Genomic DNA, 22,398 nt, shown 5'->3' on the forward strand with positions numbered 1-22,398 from the left:
ATTATTTGTCATAAAAAGTAATGGCATTTGTAGGATTTTGAATCATCAACTATATAATCACTCCTTTTTAGATAAGCTTTATTCCCTTTCAGATAATCAACAACCACTGATTACAGGCTGTTTGAATCATTTACAACATACTACAACCAATATTTTTGTAAATTCATATGGATTACCAGTTTTTACATTATGAACAAATCCCATGAGAACAGCTACGCACTGTACCTGTTGACCGATGAGCTGATACATATCATCTATAAAAGAGACCATTTGATCGATCTTGAGGCGGCACAGATTATCGTAAGGGACCGGATGATGGTTCAAGAAGGCCTAACCATGCCGGTACTCTGTGACATAAGGGAGGTTCGAATGGTCACCAAGCCCGCAAGGGATTACTTGGCCGTGGAAGGTTCCCTTTTGGTCAAGGCCCTCGCCTTTTTTATCGACCCGCCCGTTACCGATGTGATTAGCTCGTTTTACTTGGGCACCCATCTACTGTCCTTTCCTACAGCTTCCTTTACGGACAAGGACGAGGCGATATCCTTTTTACGGGAATCCATCGAATCACCTGACCCATAACCAATAAACGAACATGCCAAACAATGATGATTACAACGTAAAGCGTATACAACAGATGTTGTTGGAAATGGCACGCGGCAACTTTTTCTTTAGTCTCGAGCCTAGCGCTAAGAACGACAATGTGGCCTCACTGATCGTCATGCTCAACATGGTCAACGAGGAAATCAGGGCCTCCTTTGTCCATCAGGGTTTTGCCCAGTCGGGGGATACCCCGCAATACTTGGTGCAACTATCGCTCCTGCTCGACGCTGACGGCACTATAGAAATGGCCAATCAAAAGACCTGTTCGCTATTATCGAGATTGCCCAAGGACCTGATCGGGAAGCCTATTACCGAGCTGCTGTCCAAAAGCTCCCGTAAGTTATGGGCCAAGCAATGGAGACGATTGCTCAAAAAGGAGCAATCGGACGCAGTGGTGCCTTTGGAACTGACCACTGGCGATGGCCTGATCGTCCGTAAGGAATTTAACCTCACTACATTTCGGACCCTTCAAGGGTCCACCAAAAAAATATTGATGGACACAGTGCTATTCTCCAAAGGGGAGCCTTTTGGAAAGGGCCTATGGAAACACGCCCTTAAGGTGAGTAAGGGTACCGAGTCCCCCAAGGTGCGCCTCAGCCAAAAGGACATCCGCATGATCAGGGATGTCCACGATATGATCATCAACAACTTGGACAGGGATCTTCCTAGACTAAGGGAACTCGCACTACAAATGGGCACCAATGAGTTCAAACTCAAATATGGTTTCAAGCAATTGTACGGCACCACTATTTTCAAGTTTCTGACACAAGAACGCCTTCGCAAGGCCAAGACCCTGACCATGCACACCAGTCTTTCCCTCAAGACCATTGCCCATATGACTGGATTTAAGAGTATACCCCATTTTTCCAGGGCCTTCAAGGAAAAATACGGACAACCACCAAGTAGCCTAAGGAAATAAAACCATTGCCCCAATTCCTTAAATCCCTATCAAGCAACAGTTCATCCCTAAGAAATAAATTCAACCCCTGAACTTTGTCATATCAATCCAAAAGATATGTCAAGTAAAAACTTTAATAACTATATCATATCAGCCATCAAGCTATTATTGGGCATGCTGTTCATCTATACGGCAACCGGTAAATTGATGCATCTGGATATTTTTCAAATGCGCTTGGAACAAATGCCCTATATCTCACCACTAGCATCTTCGCTGAAGTGGCTTGTCCCATTTGCCGAACTCGTGATTGTTGGCTTGCTCCTTATCGGTAAATACCGAGCCTTGGGCATGTATGCCAGCTTCATACTATTGGGACTCTTCACAATGTACATCATGGCTGTACTCCGGTTCAACGAACATGTGCCCTGCTCCTGTGGGGGCGTATTGTCCGCCCTCTCATGGCGCGACCACATCCTGTTCAACGGGGCGTTCATGCTTCTGGCCCTCACGGCCATCCGGCTCAGCAGAAAAGGGAACAAGGACAAACCACAAAATCAAAATACTACGTAGTGCCAGGGGAAGCCGAAAAGCTGTAGAAAAGAGTAGGCATCACACATAATTTGTAATATCATGAAAACAACTGTTTTAAAAATCGTTCTACCTGCCTTTGCCATAGTGATGGCAGTAGGCTTGGCATTTGCCACTGAGGAAAATAACCTACCTGTCACAGGGTACATCAGTACACCATCCGGACCGCTCCCAGTGCAGACGGACTGTCCCGATACTGGACAAGGCTATTGCTTTAAGGAATCCAATCCAGTGTATAGGACCATGGCTCTTGAGAACCAAATACGTGATTGGGAATAATACCCGATCGAACATTGCAAAACATAAAGGTGTCCCGAGGGACACCTTTATTACTAACTCAAATAAACAACGAAAACAAGCTTCGAAGTACCTTACAATAGGATGCCCGACAGCATCCGGGCACCTAAATATTTTATGGACCAAATGCCCTGTCCAATTTGGACAAACACCGTTTCCAATGCCCCTTATCCCTTAAATCCTTATCCTTCGACAACTTTTCTCCCAATTGGTTTTTCAACTCCATCAACTGTCCCACCATGATACCTTTGGTGTAATCGGTATGGACAAACGACCTCGAGCTATTGCTTATATCCGATGGTTCCCTCTCAATGGCACCGATCAACCAATCGATATAGGTGGATTGCAATCCCTGCTTCCTCGGCCCAACAGCCACTTCATCGTTCAACTCAGTAAAAAGTTCGGCCTGAAATTGTCCAAAATAGTTCTTCATCACCCCCTCGAACCCTTGGAGTGTCCCCATATATTGCAAACGTTTCAGGAATCTGGGACCAAACATCTCTTTGATCAGGGACTCCTGATTGAGCAGCAGATGATCGGGATAGACCGTTAGCTTGGAGTTGGTAAGGAAGGATGGATGGGCCAACCACGCTGGGGGATCAAAAATTTGGTCCAACAAGAATTCCATGGCCTCCTGTTGAATCGCTAAAGGTATGGGCTCGTACATCTTACCGGGCTGGTCCATGGCCTTATAAAAAATCTCATAGCCCCCGATCAAAGAATTCACGTTCTTCATGATATGGTACCATAGTTTTATACCTTTCCGATGAAGCCGTTCCATAAGTACGTTATCCTTTTTACCCCGATTGATCATGGGCAACAACGCAATGGCCTGCTCCAAATTCCTTAGGGCCAAACGCGCTCCTTGGATCGGGTTATCGGACTCGACCACCTCATCCGTCGACACTGGCCCCATATAATCCCACCGATTGTAGGTAAATCGGTACCATGGGACCGTATCCTGCAAACGGATAATCGCCTCCAGACTATCGGCACGTTCCTCGGAAGGCATATCCGCCGCGAACTCCTGATACGCCCATCGGATATAATAGGCATCTGTCGGTCCTGTCTTCTGTATTAATAGTGAAGGGGGCACCCTGTCCTCCGGTTGTGCTAGATTGTTGTGCCGGGCATAGTTCATGATACTCGGGGTGTGCCCCATGGATTCGAGCCAATTTGCATCGCCCATACGCTCCACTGGATATCTGTACTCCCCGAAGTTATTGTCCGTGATACCCAGGGAATGACCAGTCTCATGGGCCACCAAGGATTGTAACAGCTCCCCCAATAGCTCATCGGTAAAGGGATAGGACCTAGCTCTCTCGTCCAAAGCCGCACATCGGACAAAATATTCATCCATCAAATGTTCATAGGAAGTCCGCAACAGCACATCCGATTTGATGATCTCACCCGACCTCTGGTCCACCACGTAGTTCACCGTCGAGCCACTCGGCTTTTCACCGAACCGTCGGATATTCCCATTGCCCATCCACCGGACCATGGAATTCCCCAGACTGTATTTCGACCAGCTATCCAAGCTATCGACCTCTTTGACCACAATCGCATCCTTGAACCCGGCCGACTCAAAGGCCGGCAGCCATTCCTCTATACCCGCCTTGACATAGGGCCTCCATTTCTTTGGAATGTCCGGGGAAAGCGTAAGGGTAATCGGTCTGATGGGTACACTCATTTTCCGGTCCTTGTATTTTTTTTCCAATCGTCTCCGGGCAATGCTCCCCACTTCATCTTTGGTATGGTTGCGTCCGGGACTCCTGCTCTCGATCCAATAACTCATTCGATAATCGAACCTTCTGGGTTCCATAGGCTTTGTCAGTTTCATAAAACTATAATGTACGGGCTGTAAGATCTTGGCCCTGTCCATTTGCCTTCCCATCTGTATCTTGACCATCACTTCGTCGCCCAACTGTTTCGTCCCGATTACTTTGGCCAAACTGGGTACAGGCGGTTCATCGTTTAAGACCTCCCATCCCAGAGATCTATCGAACAACATATCGGTAATATCGAAACGATATCCATTGACATCGGCCTCTACAATGGGAAAGACCCCCAATACGTTCCTTTCCAACTTGGGATCATCCTGTACCGGAAGCCATATACCGGTCTCCGACCAAATCCTGGGCTCCTCTAGATACATCAGCCCACCGGACTTCCGGAACACCACCTGTTTGGTTTCATATCGGGTCAAACGTCCTATCCTGGTCAACAATATGGGCTTTCCCAAACTTGATTCGGGAAGTTCTATATATAGCCTATCCTCCTCCATGTCCGCATTTAAAAAAGGGGCGGTTGTATCCCCTTTCCCAATACCTGACCGACCGTCATTGCTTTGGCAAACACCGCAATAAGGCAAGGTGCACATCACCCATATCCAAAAGAAGTATTTCATTTTTTTAGTTTTTGTGAGCGGCCCCGTACCCGCCTCCTGCGTATTGCAAGAAAACCAGTACAGGAAACCACTTGTCCATTAATATCCTTGGTTTTGGGGCAACAGATTGGGGTTGGCCTGCAGTTCGCCCTCAGGGACCGGTAGCAGCAAATCCGTGTCCTCCCAACTGGGCTTTAGGGCCCCAAGTGCCACAGCCGCTCTTCCGGTACGTTTGAGGTCGAACCAACGGTGCCCCTGTTCGGTGAACAGTTCTATCCTCCGTTCCCCAAGGATGGCCTCCAGCAATTCACCTTCTGTATGTACCACCACATCGACAAGCCCGGCCCTATTGCGCACTTCATTGAGATCAGCCAAGGCACCGACCAGATTTCCTTGATGCGCACGGGCCTCGGACCTTATCAGGAATTGTTCTGCCAACCGAAACTGAATGGAATACTCAAGGGATTCCGTGGCATTGAACCTTGCCTTGTATTTATAGGGATAATAAAGGGTAAGGGTGTTTTCTGCATCCGATATGCTATCGACCCATTCCGTTCGCCGCAAGTCCCCATCCTCAAAAGCGGCCAACAGCCCATCGGTCATGGCGAAGGACTGACCGGGAATTAACGGAATGATCAATTGGACCGCCTCTTGGGTATTGCCTGGAAGTTCCCCATGGCTCAATTGCCATATCGTCTCCCCAGAACCCTTCAAGAACACATTCCCCAATTCCTCTTCCAGGTCAAAGACAGACATCAGGTCAGTGGCCATGTCCTCGGCCTTGTCCCACTTTCCCATATAGCCGTACAACCGGGCCAAAAGGGCCTTTGCCACAAAATGGTCCGGTACCGTCCGCTCCATATTGTCAATGTCCGAGTTTCCCATTAGTTCAACTGCCATTAGCAGATCGCTTTCAATCCGCTCCAGGACCTGAACCTCAGGTAGCCTTGACACAGCACTATTGACCCTATAATCGGTCGTGGTGACATAGGGCACATCTCCGAATACGGACACCAGGTCATAGTGCATCAGGCCTCGGACGAACAATGCCTGTCCCTTGAACCGGTTCCGGTCCGCCTCCTCCAAGACAGAACTTGATTCCACCCCTTCGATAATGGCATTGGCACCGTAAATGACGGTATAGGCCTCGCTCCACCATGTCTGCACCTCTGTATTGGCCGGCAGTACTTGGTTTTGGTACAGTTCCACCAATTGGACATCGAATCCATAATAGTCCAGTTCATCACTATAGATGCCCATACGGGTGGTAAAGCCATAGTTCCCGGACACCATGCCCGATTCCCGCATCGAAAAATACAGGTCGGCCATGGCCGATTCCACCGTAGAGGCATCCTCGAACACCGTCTGTGAGACCATAATGTTCTTTGGTGGGTCCACCTCCACAAAATCCGTACAATTGGCCAAGGCCAATATAAAGACCATAACCACCAACCTATAGCCTAAAAATTCCCATCTAATGTTTTCAAACTTCTTTATTCGTTTCATACTGTTTTCTTTATTGGTTAAAATCCTATTTTAAGCCCCAAGGTGAATTGTCTGAGCGGTGGCAATTGGTTATTGATGGTCTGCTCGGGATCGGGACCATCATAATGGGTAAAGGTCAGCAGGTTCTGCCCCTGTAGGTAGACATCGACATCCAGTCCATCCAAGCCTGGTACGCTATAGTTCAGGGTAATGTTTCTCACACGGACAAATGAGGCATCCGATACTGCGGCACTGCTCCTTCGCTGGATATCACCTTGGCCGGCGCCAATGACAAAACCGCTGGCTGCGACCTGTACCGATTCCATATCGCCCGGTTCCCGCCATCTGTCATACAGTTTGACACTGGAATTCCCCCGGTACCCTGGCACGGCTTTGTACCTTATGGTATTGTAGCCCAACTGTTTTTTGAACTGCAGCAAAAGGTCAAAGGTCAAGTTGCCCCAACGGATGGAATTGCCCAGCCCCCCATAATACTCAGGGGCAAGGTCCTCTATCCATTGACGGTCCTCGGTAAAGGTGATCTGCCCGTCCCCGTTATAGTCCTCGAACTCATACTGCCCTGTTTCGGGGTCCACTCCCAAGGAATTATAGAGCTTTGTGATGGACAAGGGTTTGCCGACCACATAGCGATCGGAAAAGATGGAGTTCTCCAGCCCATCGAAACGGACCAATTTGCTCTTGGGCACCGAAAGATTGAAGGTTGTGGACCACTGAAAACGATCTGTTCGCAAAAGCACGGCACGCATATCCAACTCCACCCCCGAATTCTCCACAGTAGCATCAAAGTTCCCCGTGAGCTCCGGGAAACCCGTTGTGGCGGCCAAGGGTATTCCGACAAGTTGGTTGGAGGAACGGTTCCTGTACCAAGAGGCGTTGATAAATAACCGGTCCCTGAAAAAGCCCAGTTCAAGACCTGTCTCCAACTTATTGTTCGCTTCCCAACCGAACAGTGGGTTGAAGATTCCCGTTGGGCTCAGGACGGTGACCCCATCATAGTCTTCACCTGTAACGGTATAGGTATCCAAATACCGGTAATCCCCGATATTATCGCTCCCTGTGGTACCATAGCTGCCGCGGAGCTTTCCAAAGCTCAACAAGGAACTTTCGGAAAACAATCCCTCTTTCGAAAATATCCAGGCCAGGCCCACCGCACCGAAGTTTCCGAACTGACGGCCCGGCCCGAACCTTGAGGAGCCGTCCCTCCGTCCGGTGAGGTTCAGGATATACCTGTCCAATATATTGAGGTTGACCCTTCCGAACACTGCATTGTACCTATAGTCCGTATCCAAACTGTTCAAGGCCTCCACCTCTTCCGCGGCGGCCATATTATAGATCAACTTATTATTGGGAAAACCACGTCCGCGCATAACCAATTGCGAAGTGGTCTGTTGTTGGAAGGTCGAACCCAAGAGCACATCCAACCCAAACCCGTCCCAATGGTGCTTCCATTGCACTTGGGGCTCTACGATCCAAGAGCTCCTTCGCGAAGCATTGGTGGTCAGGTTCGAATAACTCTGTGGGGTAAGGTTCAAGCTTGGATTTCTGGAGGAACTTGGCAAGATCTTATCTGAATCCATCCGATAGTCCGTATACCCCATACTGGCCCTCACTTCCAGATCTTTGAAAATCGAATAGGATAAAAGTGCATTGGCCAATAAGGTCCTCGATCGCGACTGGTACTTTTGTTCCAGGGTGGCCAATGGATTGTCCCAAGTATTGTCCTCCCAATTCAAGTTTCCGTTCTCATCATAGAGTTCCGGGGCATTGGGCTCTAAGGTATATGCCTTAAACGTAAGATCTGACCTTGGCAACAGATTGTCCTCGTGGGTATAACTGGTGGAAAGGTTGATCTGAAACCGATCGTTACCCGATCGGTGGTTGACATTGCTGCGAACACTGGCCTTTTGATATTTGGCATCCCCGGGAAAGACCGTGGTCTGGTCCTGGAAACCACCACTGACCAAAAACTGTGTGCCTTCACTCCCCCCGGAAACGGAAAGCTGGGCATTGTTCCGATAGGCCGTGCCCCCGATCAACACCTTCTGCCAATCCGTATAACGGTCATCTCCCCATAGGGCAACATCTGGCCAAAAGCTAGCAAAACCGGGGTTTTCAAGAAAGTCACCAAATCCATCATTGACAATACCTTCCCGGCGAACCTCCAAGTACTGCCCAGTATCCATCAGGTCCAAAAAATGGGTGATCCTACCCAGTGAACTGCTAAATCGGGCATCGAAACGGGTCTTACCAGACTTCCCCCGCTTCGTGGTGATCAACACCACCCCATTGGCCCCACGGGAACCATAAATTGCTGTGGCATCGGCATCCTTCAGTACTTCGATACTCTCGATATCATTGGGATTGATGGCGTTCAATGGACTAATATCGGCATTCACGATATCCCTGGACACATCATTGGATCCCAAGGATTGGGAACCAAATGGAACGCCGTCCACAATGTATAGGGGGTCCGTGCCCCCATTGATAAAGTTCCGACCTCGAACCTCGATTTCGAAACCTCCACCGGGCACACCGGTATTTTGTACAATGTTCACCCCGGACATCTGTCCCTGCATAGCGGCCAAGGGATTATCAACGGGTTGCTTGTCGATAACCTCTGCCTTGACGGTGGCGATATTTCCGGTACGCTCCTTTTCAGAAACGGTATAATAGCCGGCATTGAGTACCACTTCCCCCAACTGGGTCAGCTCTTCCTCAAGGACGACATCCACTGCATCCCTCCCATTGACCGGGATGGAAACGGTTTGAAACCCTAACATGGAAAACACCAACAGATCATCGGGACCTGCCATAACGGAAAAGGCACCGTCCAGACCGCTAACGGTCCCAAGATCGGACCCGTCCACCACAACAGTCACCCCAGCAAGGGGCTCGCCATCAACATCGGTCACCATTCCCGAGACCACCTCCTGGAAAGCAACCGACGATGATAGGGCCATCACAGGTCTGGAAAACAAAGGGGACAACAATAAATAAAACAGCAGGAACACACATATCCTGCGTACAAAAAATGATAATTTCTTCATAATTTTGAGATAGTTTGATTAAACAGCATGTATTAATTGAATTCACCCCTCCAGCCAACTACTACCCTGTCTGGAGGTTTTTTATTTGCACTACCCACAAGTCACCATAAAACCGTAACTTATAAGGGCATTAAGGTTCGGACAAAGGAAATCCTGTCCAAGCAGCCAAAGCACTTGGAAATAGGATTCCAAAAAAGAAAAGACTATGAAAATGTAGTAGGGCCGGATACCCCAAAGTGTATTGGTCAGTTATGGGACAAATTGAAAAAGAAAATCCAGAGCTAATTATAAAACGGATATCCCACAACTATAGTCATTGAGATTAAATGGGGTTCTTGGGCTTCTTACGAAATAGGATATCGAACACCGAGTGCGATGTCCCAAAAACAGGACAAAAACAAGGTGTGAACCCAACATAAAAAAGTTGCCAAATGTTTCCCATAACCAAAAGGTCAGCGACACATCGAAAAGAGAACCAAAAAGAAAACCAAACGCCAAGAAACAAGTTGGGCGTGAAAAACTCAACTTACCACGTCAGAGGTACTGGTATACCATGCAACGATAAGAGAGCTCACGCCCGGGTCGTGAGCCAATCTGCTTATCATCTCGTTGCAAAAATTACCAGTTTTCTAACGTGAGACTCTAAGCGACAGCTTCAAATATGTTCTATACGAAGAATCGCAAAATTATGTATTCAACATCAAATATAATAAAATTATTCAAATGCGGAACACTCTCCGCATGTTTTTACAGGGCATTTCATTTTTTTGATTAAATTGGATTATAACAAAGCCATATACGGATATATTTATACCCTTTGGAAATCTTCAGGGCTTTCGATACGTGGTTTTGCAGCTCATCATACTTTTGAGGAAAGAACAATGCGGGATATTATTAAAGCTTTCGAAGAAGGTTATGATTACCAAATATCGCTTCCTACTTTATACAAGATATGTGAGTCACGTAATACCACACTTTCCAAGTTCTTAGTGGAAGTTGAAGATTGGAAGAATTCAAATTGAGTTCTAAAAATTATCTCTTTTTAAATTACCATTATTTATACTTATAAATAGACTTACAATTGTTTATTTGGTACCAGCATAAAAAACTTAAGTATAGCCGATCAATTTTAAATATCCATTCCGAAAACTACAAGTAAATGATCCAATTGTTTTTAAATCAAAACACACTCATTTATATATGGCTTAAATGATAAATTTTTAATTTTGTAGCCTAATCAATTTGATGTCCACTACATCTGTAATATCATATTCGGATATTGTTAAATAGATAGTCCGTTTTCTATGACTATCGCCATCCTTTACTTCAGATAATAACCTGAAGCACCTCTACTTATTTACAATTTATACATAAACACAACGATTGTGAAGGCTGTTGTATTTAATTCAATTATCAATACAGTAATGTCTCCAATCGCTTAATACACCTAGAATATGAAATTAGAACGTTTCGGATATAACGACAAAATAGACAAACTCAGAATTCAACATGACCTATCGAACTTTGAAATTGGAAGAGTCATTTCAGAGCACAAGGAAAGATATATTGTTAAAACTGAAAAAGGGGAATTTGATGCAGAGATTACAGGAAACTTGAGATATACTGCACGTACACGTGAAGATTTTCCCGCAGTTGGGGATTGGGTCGCCATTTCCGAGTATGATGAGAATAAAGTTCTCATACATTCCATTGTTCCCAGAAAAACCATCATTGCAAGACAGGCAGTCGGCAAACAAGGAGAGAAACAGATTATAGCAACAAACATTGACTTTGCTTTTATCGTGCAAGCGGTCGACAATAACTTTAATATCAATCGATTGGAAAGATATCTAACCATTTGCAATGCCTCCCATGTAAAACCGATCATCGTTCTAAATAAGATAGATTTGATAAATGATACCGCATTGACCGCATTGATGAAGGAAATTCAAAAAAGAGTAAAGCAAGTACCCATAATCTCCATAAGCAATAAATCCAAAAAAGGGATCGAAGGACTAAACGAATATATAGTTATGGGAAAAACGTACTGTTTACTTGGTTCGTCTGGAGTAGGAAAATCAAGCCTTCTAAACAATCTTTCCGGCAAACAGCTTATGAAAACAAATACGATCAGTGCAAGCACAAATAAAGGAAGGCACGTTACGAGCCACCGAGAATTGATAGTTCTTGAAAATGGAGGTATCATCATTGACAATCCAGGAACACGAGAAGTCGGTATCGCGGATTCCGTTGGCGGCTTGGACAAAACATTTGAAAAATTAATTGAGCTGGCCAAAAACTGTAGATTTAAGGATTGTACCCATACAATCGAAGTAGATTGTGCCGTTATCGCTGCCGTTCAACATAAAAAGATGGATAAACTGTTCTATGAAAATTATATAAAAATGAAACGAGAAAAAGAACATTTTGAATCAACTGTGGCGGAAAAACGCAAAAAGGACAAAGATTTCGGGAAAATGGTCAAGCAATTTAAAAACTTGAAAAACTCGGATAAATACTAAACCCAAAAGAGAGAATAATATAAAGCGGTTTGGGTATCAATCCAAGCCGCTATTTCAATTCATTTTAAGTATCTTGGGAAAAGAAAGAACAGTCTCCAAAATCCACTACCGACCTTATGGCTCCCATGATGAAAAAGACCTTAATCCCAATTTTATTCCTTCTTACCAATCACATCTTCTCGCAAGAATTTGAGGGGAGGATAACCTACCGGAACTCCATTGAAAAAACGGATGTAAGGAACTCATTCGATCTTCAAAATTTCTTGGCATTTATGGGTGACACCACCAATGTCATCACCAAAGGAGGGTCCTACAAAAAAATCACGAACGGTAATTTTAAACCATATGAACTATACAACTCTTCAAGTCCCATCTGTTATTATAAGGAGAGATTGGCATCCGACACCCTTTATTTTATAGACTATCGAAAATTCAATGACTTTGATTTTGAATATGAGATAGAAAGTGAATCGGACACCATCTTAGGTTATGTATGCGATAAATTGACAGTTACCGATAAAATAAATGGTTCGGTATTACTTTGTTATTTCGCACCGGATTTGAAACAGGACCCAAATAATTATAAAGACTACAGACAGGACAATATGAACAAGATCATGGAGCTTACAAAAGCTGTTATTTTACGATATGTGTCCTTGAGCGGGGGAATGAAAATCGTTCAAGAAGCAGTTACCGTTGAAAGACTAAAAGTAGGGGATAATGAATTTGAAATACCCAAAGATATGGTCCTGATTGAAAAAACACGATAACCAATAATCAACTGAATCAAATACCACAGCTTGGATACCTGTTTGGATTCCATGTTCCCACAATCTTATACTGCTCCATCTACATTGATGGTATTTGATTGGTCGTCAACAAATTTCCCGCTAAAAACTTATATGTTGTATAAAAATAGGCAGTAACGAACGATGGCCCCATTCGTCGTAGAACAAATGGGAAGTATGGAAAAAATTGAAAAACTTAAAAATTATAGACTTCTGACACTATTGTACTGGTGTGCACGTATAGGAATGGGATTGGCCTTCATAGCATCCGGCGCAAGAAAATTACCAGGTATTAAATTCACCAATCTTCCCATCGAGAACCCTGTCGGATTTTATTTTGAAGCTATGTATTCCACAGGCTTTTATTGGAATTTCATCGGATACTTTCAAATCTTATTAGGAGTTCTGATTTTCTTCAATCGATTTGTGGTCCTCTCAAGTTTACTCATGATGCCTATTGTCATAAATATCTTTTTGATATCCGTTTCCTTGAATATGAGAGGAACACCCATGATCACTTCCGCTATGGTCTTGGGCAACTTACTGTTGCTCTTATGGCACTTTAAAAATTATAGGACAATTTTTCTAAAACCGGTTCAATAAAAATTTTCAAGACAAAACCATATCATGGAGTCCTTTAGAATCGGTTTCTATTCGGGTCAATCTCCCAACACCTGGTACAGGTTGGTTAAAATTCAAGGAAAAGCCCACATTTATAATGGACTATGTCCTAAAAATGCTCCCAATATCATGGTGTATTTTCAAGTAATGCTGCTCCAACTCCGATTCTGAAATCTGCAACGCCCCGGGCAACCCTTTCGGGATATCGGGTCTCGCAAAGCGTACCTTACGGTCCTTACCATCCGCGAACACCACAAACTCCCCCTGCTTCAACCGAAAGAACACCTCGGCCCTGCGCTTGGACACCTCCTTCTCCCCTTCCGTGATCCTTCGCTCCATATTGAGTCCGGAACTCTTGCTCACACTGCGTGTAGGGATCTTGACCAACTCAAAAAATCGTTCATAGTATTTAGCGGTATCGGGGTCGTTCACCTTTCCGAAAAACTGATAGGATAGATTGGAAAGTATAGCCCTACTGGCCTTTTCCCCGTACATCATATCATTCTGTATCTTGTCCTGAAGCACATATACACTAACGATATCATAACTTCTGAGTGTTGCCGGTATCCGGTGCATGTTCAACAGGCGCAAGGTAGAGGCCTCCTCCAACAGCATGAAAGAGGGTTTCCTGTTGCGTTGGCTCATCTGTTTGGAAATCGTATGAATGATGGTGGCAATCACGGGAGACAACGAAGCATCCTTTTGGGGGTTGTTCACCAAGGCAATGACGGATGGTTTGTTTTCATTATTGAGATCCAAAGGAATCTCATCTCTGGAAAGGACCATGAATATCTTCCGGGTACTGATCTTTTTAAAACCGTTGGCCAAGGTACTGAGTACCCCGGCCGTCTGTCGATCCGAACCCATCCCACTTATGAAGGCATCGGCCATGGCACGGGAGGTCACATTTCCCCGCAAGAACTTGACCAGGCTCTTGGTGGTCAATTGCTGGTAAAGCGCCATCAAGTGCGGTAGGGTACAGTAATCAGGGTAATCCTTTTTCAATCTCCATATCAATCCACTGATCAGGCCCTCGGCGGCATCCTTGAAGAACCGTGAAGTACTGTTTTGATCAGAGTCCCGTTGTTCCATGAGGTTCTCCAATAGTACCCTTGATATCTCATGTACACTTTCCTCATCAGGCAAATAGCGCGGTGCTATGGGATTTACCCGATTGTGTATCGGGCCGAAGGACACGATCTTAAAGGGTACGCTTTTATCTTTCCATAAGGGATAGGCCATTTCCGTAATTTCAAAATCCTTGTAATCATGTATGACACCGGTGAAACGCTCCTTTTCAAAATGCTTCAGGAAATTATAGATGATACTTTCGGTCTTTCCGCTTCCGGCAGAGGCCATCACGGAGACTCCCCTTCGAATGTTCCCCAATACCAATGGCCTTCCCCGGACTTTCATGGTAACTTCGAAGACCTTGGAGGGTTTCCGGTCCTCTTTATAAAAATCCACTAGTCCATAGATTATCGCATGTACAAAGACCATGGGCAACCAATAGTGCAAAGATGTCGGCAAAAGATCATTCCATTGCCCTGTCCATACCGTAATCGCAGCCCATATGACAATGCCCATTACCCCGATCATAAGCCCATGTCTATGATACCTGTTCACTATAAAAGACATCACTGACCATAACAACAGGCCAACCACGATCTCCATCCAACCGAATTGTTCCATATCCTTCGCTTATATTCCGATAGTACTTGATTCCATTGCTTTTCCAATGCCCTTTTTCAGCTTCATCATAGCTTTATAGGCCAATTGTGCCTTGTTGGTAGGGATGCTCGGCACCTTCACTCCCGCCCTGAACAAGAGTTGTTTGGCAGCTTGTTTTTCGTTGGCGGGCAACCCCAACAGTGTTGCAAAGAATAGCTTGGGGTTCTTGTCCAACAGGTTGCGGGCGTGATAGGTCTCCACAAAGTTCCTGCGGTAGCCGAACTGCCCATCGAAGGTCTTTTCCGCGGCCCTATAGAATTTGTCCCTGTCAAAACCCTGCTTCACCCTTTCACCATTGAGGATGGTTTCCGAAGTGCGGAACTTGGAACCTGGGGACAGACTATGGGAGTTGGTCACGTCCTTGCGACTCACAATGATATGTATATGGTTCTGGTGGCCGTCCTTTTTCATTCCGGGAACGATACGTTTGCCGTTCTGTTTGTGGGGGGCCTCCCTTTCCAAAGCATCTATCCTTTCTTTAAGCTTTCCGATATTCCCTTCTGACCTTCCTTGCCGGACCGCCCTTATCCGATGTTGCAGTTCCAAAATCCTACTGGCAAAGGGTTGGTTTTCCTTTACCGCACTATCCTTATCCGAATAGGTTCGTTCCCTTTCCAGTTTAGCAAAATATAGTACATCCCTTACCGTGATTTCTTTATCTCGATAGAAAGAAGCTGCATAGGTTTTCATCAGTTCGCGTACATACCTCTTCATTTTTTCCGGGTCGTTCCCAATATGTTTGAGCTCTGCTTGGGAGGGACTGACCACGATGGAATAGAACTTGGGGTCCCGTTTGGAGAGTTTGGAAGTATTGGCATCGATCTCGGTAATGACCCGTTGTGCATCGATATCATTTTCTGTTTGGCTAAAAAACAGCTCCTGTTCCTGTGTTGCACTGCCTTCATTTTCCTTTTCCAGATAATTGACAAAGTCACGGGCACTGCCCTTATAAGTGCTTCCTAACTTTTGAGGGGTAATGGAGATGTACATGGCCAAAGGTTTTAAAGTTCGGGTCGGCTTGGTTAAAGGGCCCACGCGCATTTTAGCGCTTAACACATAGATGACATGATTCTTGGCAACCCAATACACCGGGAAAACCCGGTTCATGCAGGGCAATCCTTATCGGTTGTACTGCAGGGGCAGACCATCAATTGCTCTTTCCTTTCGTCGATCAAGAACAAAAAGGAATCGAACCACAGACATTCAAAGAATGTCGTATTTCGTCAAAAAATCAAATCGGATAGCACGGCATTAAGGAAAGTCAAATCAAATCTTACCGTACTTTTCTTGACAATGTTCAAGAACTTAAAGATATGAATTATAGTGCATTGCACCTAAAAAAAACATCATAATGATTGGTTCGTATTAGATTAGATTCATAACCCTTTAGCGGTAAACATCCTAGGGCACAACACAACGGAATCGTTATCAATGACCTGATAAGTTCCTTAGACTTTGCGTCGGGCATGCTTTTGATCCCAAAAGCTAAAATCCGGTCGAAGGAACATTCGGGACTTACCACCCCTATTCACTGGATAGGTTTACCACTCCAAAACCCTTCGAAAAACTTAAAAGCGCATGGATCGATTGTTTGGGAAAGGTGACCAAAGTGAAGCTCGGAAAAAGAACTGGCTAGATCCATTTGGAGGAAGGGAAAGCTGACCAAGAACAAAAATAGTTTTTCCTATCGGCCAATACGGAAGGGATCCCATTGGATATCGTATTTTTGAATGACCCGTTAAAGTCACCCATGGTGATCAGACCGGTTATGACATGGCCTTCCATGCTGCGATTGGATGCAGTGTGGATGCGACCATAAAGGTTCCCGAGGCTAAGCAGGTCGATACGGGAGGAACTGTTACCCTAAAAAAAGGGAAGACCATTCAAGTGAACCCCATCGGATCGGACACAGACCATCCGAAACAACATATAGATTCAGAAAAAAAATGAATAAGCTTTTTTTTAACCTTCTACTGTGCTGCGCATTGATCTCTTGTAAACGTAGTAACGAAGCAACAGAAGGAATTACCGATCAAGAGACCCAAAGGCCCAACATTGTTTTTATCATCAGTGATGACCATGCCTACCAGGCCATCAGTGCTTACGGTGGGAGGTTGGCAGAAGTTGCACCGACCCCCAACATCGACAGGATAGCCAAGGACGGAATGCTCTTCGAGCGTTGTCTGGTGACCAATTCCATATGTGGGCCATCAAGGGCGGCCATACTAACGGGCAAGTACAGCCACTTAAATGGTTTTATAGATAATACCATAGGTTCCAAATTCAATTTTGACCAACAGACCTTCGGCGAATTGCTGCAACAAGCAGGATACAGGACAGGAGTATTGGGGAAACTGCATTTGGGTGATAAGCCTACAAAAGGTTTTGATTATATAGATATCCTGCCGGGTCAAGGTTCCTATTACAATCCGACTTTTATAAATGAAGAAGGCGAGTACCGAATGGAAGGTTATACCACGGACATCATTACCGATAAAGCGATTCAATGGATGGGTTCCGTACGATCCAAAGTGCAACCCTTTATGCTGTTCTTGGGCCATAAATCCCCCCATAGACCTTGGCAGCCCGGTCCAAATGAACTGGGTATGTACGAGAACCTGGAGATTCCCGAGCCAGAATCACTTTTCGACGATTATTCAGGTGGGCGCGAAATCGCGGGCATGAACTATATGTCCATTTCCGATGCCATGAGAATGGCCCAAGACCTTAAGGTCACAGATAGACCACAGAATGGGTTTACCGATCGACAACAACGGATGTGGGACTCCATATATCGCCCAATAAACGAAAAGTTCAATAAGGAAAAACCGACAGGAGATGACCTCACCCGATACAAATACCAACGCTACATGAGGGATTATTTGGCCAGTGTTGCTGGTGTGGACAAAGGAGTGGGTAAAGTTTTGGATTTCCTACAGGAGGCCGGACTGGACAAGAACACCATAGTGATCTATACCTCCGATCAAGGATTCTACCTGGGGGAACATGGTTGGTTCGATAAGCGATGGATGTACAAAGAGTCCTTGAGGACCCCACTATTGGTCAAATGGCCGGGCAAGGTAAAACCTGGTTCAATCAATACCGACCTGGTCTCCAATCTCGATTTTGCAGAAACGTTCCTCGATATTGCCCAGAGCGATATCCCCAATGATATGCAAGGTAAAAGCTTGGTTCCCCTTTTGGAGGGCCGGACGCCGAAAGATTGGAGAAACTCCCATTATTACCATTATTACGAACATCCCTCCGAACACGATGTAAGGAGACATTACGGCATTACCACGGACCGATACAAGCTCATCCATTTCTATTATGACCTTGATAAATGGGAACTATACGATCTACGGGACGATCCAAATGAAATGCACAATATTTATGATAAGCCCGAATATGCCGATATCCAAGCAAAACTGCACGATGATTTGGAAGTACTGAGGGCCAACTACAAGGACAATGATTCCCTAAACCAAAAATTCATCCATGAGTATAACGAAAAAGTAAGGAACAACCCATTGATTGAATACTGGAAACCATCAACAAAGGAAATGTAGTAGCTGCAGCAAGAAAGATAACTAAAGAAGGACAATTGACATTGATATGGATTTTACATTAAAACCAATATACATCTATTGCACTGCATTAGTGATGGTGATGCTAGGTTGCAGATCCAATACAAGGAAGGACAACAGAGAATCGGAACAGACGAGATTGACACCAATAAGTCAAAAAGCCCCTTTTGAGGCACCGTATGATATGGTATGGATTCCTGGAGGGGAATTTGTACAAGGAGCTGTACCTAATGATAATATGGCCATGGCTCATGAAAAACCACCTCATCCCGTTAAGGTGGATGGCTTCTTTATGGATGTGCATGAGGTGACCAATGCCCAATTCGGTAAATTTGTGGAGGAGACCGGTTATGTAACGGTGGCAGAACGGGAAATCGATTGGGAGGAAATGAAGAAACAGTTGCCACAAGGAACTCCTAAACCCCACGATTCTATCCTAAAACCAGGATCGTTGGTATTCAAAAAAACTAAAACAAGTGTTCCCAACCTATTTGATTATTCCCAATGGTGGGAATGGAAGATCGGTGCGGATTGGAAACATCCCAATGGACCAGGCACCAATATAAAGGGCAAAGAAAACCATCCTGTTGTCCATATAGCTTTCGAGGACGCAATTGCCTATTGTGATTGGGCAGGACGTAGTCTACCCACTGAAGCTGAATGGGAATATGCCGCTAGGTCCGGCAAATCGGGTGCTAAATTCTTTTGGGGGGATGATATTACGGAACTAAAGAACCATGCCAACTCTTGGGAAGGGGAGTTCCCGGCAGAAAACACCAAAATGGATGGATATGAACGAAGGGCTCCGGTCATGAGCTATCCAAAAAATGATTTTGGACTCTATGACATGGCAGGGAATGTCTGGGAATGGACAAGTGATTGGTACAATACCAATTATTATCGACAACTTGCATCAGGAAACGAAGTTTCCTTAAATCCACCGGGAGCAGAAAGTGCCTTTAATCCCAACAACCCCTATGCTGAGGAAAAAGTAATCAAAGGAGGCTCCTTTTTGTGCAGTGCCTCCTATTGTGCGAGTTATCGGATTTCAGCTCGTATGGCAACAAGTCCCGATTCTGGTCAGGAGCATTTAGGTTTTAGGACTGTTTTGAGGCCATAATTCAGTTGGTTCTCTATTATCATTCCATGTACCACTAGAATACCTGGGATACCAGTTTGGATTTCTCTCGTTACTTTTTCACTTTGCTATGGTCTGTATCCTTAACCCTTGTGTAGCCTTCCCCCTTTTAGGACATCGCTAAATTCATAAAATTATCATTATGACCTCCTCCCAAAATTAGGTACCGGTGATAACTAGAGAATCCGGGCCGTTTTCATTCATTTCAATGTACTCGTTGGGAGACATGTCTCCCAACGAGCTGTGCGGTCTATAGTTGTTATAGTCCTCTTTCCAAATATCGAACTTTTCCTGGGCATCCTCCAAAGAGAAGAACCAATTGGCGTTCAGGCACTCGTCCCTGAACGAACCGTTGAAGCTCTCGATGAACGGGTTATCGGTGGGCTTTCCTGGCCTCGAGAAGTCCAGTTCGACCTTGTTTTCATAGGCCCATTTGTCCAATACCTTGCTGATGAACTCACTTCCATTATCCACTTTGACACGGGTTGGCAGCACTTCGTTCCCAAAAGTAATGGCTTCCATTACCTGTACGACATCACTTCCTTTGAGAGACTTTCCTGCATGGATGGCCAAACACCTGCGACTATAGTTATCCACTACAGTCAAAGCCCTGAAACGGCTCCCGTTGTACAACTGGTCCGAGACAAAATCCATGCTCCAACATTCGTTCAAACTGGAGGCGTTCCCCTCTGCGGGTTGTCTGTGTGCGGCGGAACGGTTCCGTTTGGGCCGCTTGCTCCTCAGGTTCAGCCCTTCCTCACAATAGACCCTGTACATGCGTTTGTGGTTGTCCATGAAACCCTCCCGTCTCAAAAGAATATGGATACGCCAGAACCCGTAGCGTACCCTGACAGCGGCAATCTCGTTCATTCTCATGCGCAACAGTTCATCGCTACGGCCCTTGGCCCTGTAATAGAAAACACTCTTGTGCAGCAATACGAGCTTGCAGCAACGCTGGATGGAAATATTGTACTCCATCCTTATATTATCGACCATCCCGCGCTTTCGGGACGGCCTCAGAACTTTTTTTCAGCACGTCCTGCAGGATCTGTTTGTCCAGACTCAGGTCGGCGACCAGTTTCTTCAACTGTGCGTTCTCCTCCTCCAGGTTCTTCAGCCTCCGGAGTTCGGAAACACCCAGCCCACCATATTTCTTCTTCCAATTGTAAAATGTGGCCTCACTGATGCCCATCTTGCGACATACCTCTTGGATACGGGTCCCCGTCTCCACCTGTTTGATCGCAAATACGATCTGCGATTCTGAATACTTTGATCGTCTCATAAGCAAATACTTGTTTAAAGTTAAACATTTATTCGCCCGGAAACTCTAGTTTTAAATTGTCCGGTTTAGAGGGAGGAGGTCAATTATGAAAACAATGACGTACAAATAACTTTTAATTTTTGTGCACATCTCCAAAATCTCAAACTTGCTGGACTAGACTAGTCTTTATATACCAAGTTTCCCAAATTGATTTCTCCTATTTTTCTAGTCAATTGAGCATCCGAATACAATTCCAAGATTGGATCTAGAAAATGATAGGTATAGTTGGCCCCATAAACAAAAGGGTTACCCGTATCAAAATCTTTAAAAACAGACCTAACCTTCATTGTAAGTTGTAGCAGTACACTCTTATCATTAATCAAAGCTTCGGCCTTATCAGGGCTTATTTTAAAAAGTACATCGCCATTGATATAATCCACTTGTTCCGTTTTATTGAAAAACGCATTCCCGTATGGTGTTTGGGGAGCGAATTCATTAAAGTACTCAATCGATGAGACAAACCCAAGGGGTGGTCTTTTTATAGGCAACCGCACCCAAAAACCTTCCTTAACAAAGTCATACTGGCCTTGAAACTCTATGGCATACACCAGTTGGAAATCTTCAGAACCATCGGCAAAAAAGACTTCGGCCCATTTTAAAATAACATCCAGATACTTTTCCACAAAGTTCACATACCGTTCATTTTCCGTAAAATCATCTGCTTGGTGTCCTCCCCATTCCCTTACCACTGCACTTTTACCTGTTCCGCTCCAATCATTCATGAAATATTCTTTTTTTAGTGCGTCAGTTCCCAAATCAAAAGCAAATTCCTTCAATACTTTTTGCGCCAAACTGGATTTGGCCTCCTTTTCAATGACCTTGCCTTTGGTCTGTTGTGTAAGAGCGTCCCTATCCATTACCTTAAAATGCTCTTTAAGCATATTTATCCGTACCAAGTGTGCAAACCCAGTATATCCCAAACCGGTCAAATTTCTTTTCTCGGCAGCTTCCTTGGAAAGATCTACTTTTTTTGGATTATCCCGCATCATATAAGCATCAATGGCACCAAATCTTGGAAGTTCTTTGAACTTTTGTATCACAATGTCTTTAAATGCCGGGTTAGGTGATTTGTAGACTAAATACTTGGAATCATCAAATGATATATTGGCGTTTTGTTGTCCTGTATTTTGGTTAATGGCTTTTTTCTCGGTTTGGGTTGTACCACCTGTTTGGGTGCTTGGCCCTTGTTCGGCATCCTTATTCCCATTAAGAATATCATCTACTTTTTTATCCGCTTTTTTTATGATTTTTTCCTCTGCCTGTTTTTTCAGTTTTTTAAAAAACTGACCATTCACAGGCTGTGGCATGGCCATCATCACAACACCCATTATCAGCCATAAAACCTTTTTGGAACAATTACATTTCATC

18 protein-coding genes are annotated in these 22,398 nt (G+C 44.9%); 11 read left to right on the top strand and 7 right to left on the bottom strand.

Translation table 11 applies throughout. The features are described 5' to 3' along the window. Window positions 1-189: 189 nt before the first annotated feature. From PY091_RS17690 to PY091_RS17705, 4 genes are all read left to right on the top strand, one after another. Window positions 190-579: a DUF7793 family protein gene (locus PY091_RS17690; RefSeq protein ID WP_275650820.1), complete on the top strand. Its 390-nt coding sequence runs from the start codon at window positions 190-192 to the stop codon at window positions 577-579. A 13-nt stretch (window positions 580-592) separates the two neighbouring features. Beyond that, entirely contained in the window at window positions 593-1,519 is a 927-nt protein-coding gene (locus tag PY091_RS17695; protein ID WP_275650821.1) for a helix-turn-helix domain-containing protein, read from the top strand. A gap of 96 nt (window positions 1,520-1,615) precedes the next feature. Further along, window positions 1,616-2,068: a MauE/DoxX family redox-associated membrane protein gene (locus tag PY091_RS17700; protein ID WP_275650822.1), complete on the top strand. Its 453-nt coding sequence runs from the start codon at window positions 1,616-1,618 to the stop codon at window positions 2,066-2,068. 60 nt (window positions 2,069-2,128) lie between these two features. After that, window positions 2,129-2,365 carry a DUF6520 family protein gene (locus tag PY091_RS17705; protein WP_275650823.1) on the top strand — a complete coding sequence of 79 codons (237 nt, stop codon included), beginning with the start codon at window positions 2,129-2,131 and terminating at the stop codon, window positions 2,363-2,365. A gap of 133 nt (window positions 2,366-2,498) precedes the next feature. On the opposite strand, the gene PY091_RS17710 is transcribed toward PY091_RS17705, so the two are convergent. The 3 genes from PY091_RS17710 to PY091_RS17720 all read right to left on the bottom strand — a co-directional run bounded on the left by PY091_RS17710 (window position 2,499) and on the right by PY091_RS17720 (window position 9,322). Then, the gene (locus PY091_RS17710; protein ID WP_275650824.1) at window positions 2,499-4,790 is read right to left on the bottom strand and encodes a zinc-dependent metalloprotease; all 2,292 of its coding nucleotides are present in this window, start codon (window positions 4,788-4,790) and stop codon (window positions 2,499-2,501) included. Between the two features lie 78 nt (window positions 4,791-4,868). Then, entirely contained in the window at window positions 4,869-6,275 is a 1,407-nt protein-coding gene (locus PY091_RS17715; RefSeq protein ID WP_275650825.1) for a RagB/SusD family nutrient uptake outer membrane protein, read from the bottom strand. A 17-nt stretch (window positions 6,276-6,292) separates the two neighbouring features. Further along, a complete protein-coding gene (locus PY091_RS17720) occupies window positions 6,293-9,322 on the bottom strand; it encodes a SusC/RagA family TonB-linked outer membrane protein (protein WP_275650826.1) in 3,030 nt (1,009 codons plus the stop codon). A gap of 36 nt (window positions 9,323-9,358) precedes the next feature. Between PY091_RS17720 and PY091_RS17725 the strand changes: the two genes are divergently transcribed. From PY091_RS17725 to PY091_RS17740, 4 genes are all read left to right on the top strand, one after another. Next, window positions 9,359-9,607, top strand: a complete 249-nt coding sequence (locus PY091_RS17725) for a hypothetical protein (protein WP_275650827.1) — start codon at window positions 9,359-9,361, stop codon at window positions 9,605-9,607. A gap of 1,169 nt (window positions 9,608-10,776) precedes the next feature. Beyond that, window positions 10,777-11,844 carry a ribosome small subunit-dependent GTPase A gene (gene rsgA / locus PY091_RS17730; protein ID WP_275650828.1) on the top strand — a complete coding sequence of 356 codons (1,068 nt, stop codon included), beginning with the start codon at window positions 10,777-10,779 and terminating at the stop codon, window positions 11,842-11,844. Window positions 11,845-11,960: 116 nt separating this feature from the next. Further along, window positions 11,961-12,614 (top strand): hypothetical protein, encoded by a 654-nt coding sequence (locus PY091_RS17735; RefSeq protein ID WP_275650829.1) that lies wholly within the window; start codon window positions 11,961-11,963, stop codon window positions 12,612-12,614. Between the two features lie 195 nt (window positions 12,615-12,809). Further along, a complete protein-coding gene (locus tag PY091_RS17740; protein ID WP_275650830.1) occupies window positions 12,810-13,235 on the top strand; it encodes a DoxX family membrane protein in 426 nt (141 codons plus the stop codon). Between the two features lie 120 nt (window positions 13,236-13,355). Here the strand turns inward: PY091_RS17740 and PY091_RS17745 are convergent, their stop codons facing one another. Beyond that, window positions 13,356-14,945: a type IV secretory system conjugative DNA transfer family protein gene (locus PY091_RS17745; RefSeq protein WP_275650831.1), complete on the bottom strand. Its 1,590-nt coding sequence runs from the start codon at window positions 14,943-14,945 to the stop codon at window positions 13,356-13,358. 9 nt (window positions 14,946-14,954) lie between these two features. Continuing rightward, window positions 14,955-15,974 carry a MobB family relaxase gene (gene mobB / locus PY091_RS17750; protein ID WP_275650832.1) on the bottom strand — a complete coding sequence of 340 codons (1,020 nt, stop codon included), beginning with the start codon at window positions 15,972-15,974 and terminating at the stop codon, window positions 14,955-14,957. 783 nt (window positions 15,975-16,757) lie between these two features. On the opposite strand from mobB, the gene PY091_RS17755 reads away from it, so the two are divergent. From PY091_RS17755 to PY091_RS17765, 3 genes are read left to right on the top strand one after another with little or no spacing between them, the layout of a single operon-like run. After that, window positions 16,758-16,934, top strand: a complete 177-nt coding sequence (locus tag PY091_RS17755; RefSeq protein ID WP_275650833.1) for a hypothetical protein — start codon at window positions 16,758-16,760, stop codon at window positions 16,932-16,934. After that, the gene (locus PY091_RS17760; RefSeq protein ID WP_275650834.1) at window positions 16,931-18,553 is read left to right on the top strand and encodes a sulfatase family protein; all 1,623 of its coding nucleotides are present in this window, start codon (window positions 16,931-16,933) and stop codon (window positions 18,551-18,553) included. The genes PY091_RS17755 and PY091_RS17760 overlap by 4 nt, the downstream gene beginning before the upstream one ends. A gap of 46 nt (window positions 18,554-18,599) precedes the next feature. Then, window positions 18,600-19,691: a formylglycine-generating enzyme family protein gene (locus tag PY091_RS17765; protein ID WP_275650835.1), complete on the top strand. Its 1,092-nt coding sequence runs from the start codon at window positions 18,600-18,602 to the stop codon at window positions 19,689-19,691. Between the two features lie 177 nt (window positions 19,692-19,868). On the opposite strand, the gene PY091_RS17770 is transcribed toward PY091_RS17765, so the two are convergent. Both PY091_RS17770 and PY091_RS17775 read right to left on the bottom strand, forming a co-directional pair. Then, a protein-coding gene (locus PY091_RS17770; RefSeq protein ID WP_275650836.1) for an IS3 family transposase occupies window positions 19,869-20,991 on the bottom strand; the annotation gives its coding sequence in 2 pieces (ribosomal slippage) (window positions 19,869-20,739 and window positions 20,738-20,991; 1,125 coding nt in all). 158 nt (window positions 20,992-21,149) lie between these two features. Next, window positions 21,150-22,397 carry a hypothetical protein gene (locus tag PY091_RS17775; RefSeq protein ID WP_275650837.1) on the bottom strand — a complete coding sequence of 416 codons (1,248 nt, stop codon included), beginning with the start codon at window positions 22,395-22,397 and terminating at the stop codon, window positions 21,150-21,152. Window position 22,398: the final 1 nt, after the last annotated feature.

The sequence above is a fragment of the Flagellimonas okinawensis genome (assembly GCF_029194005.1).
Taxonomy (GTDB): Bacteria; Bacteroidota; Bacteroidia; order Flavobacteriales; family Flavobacteriaceae; genus Flagellimonas; species Flagellimonas okinawensis.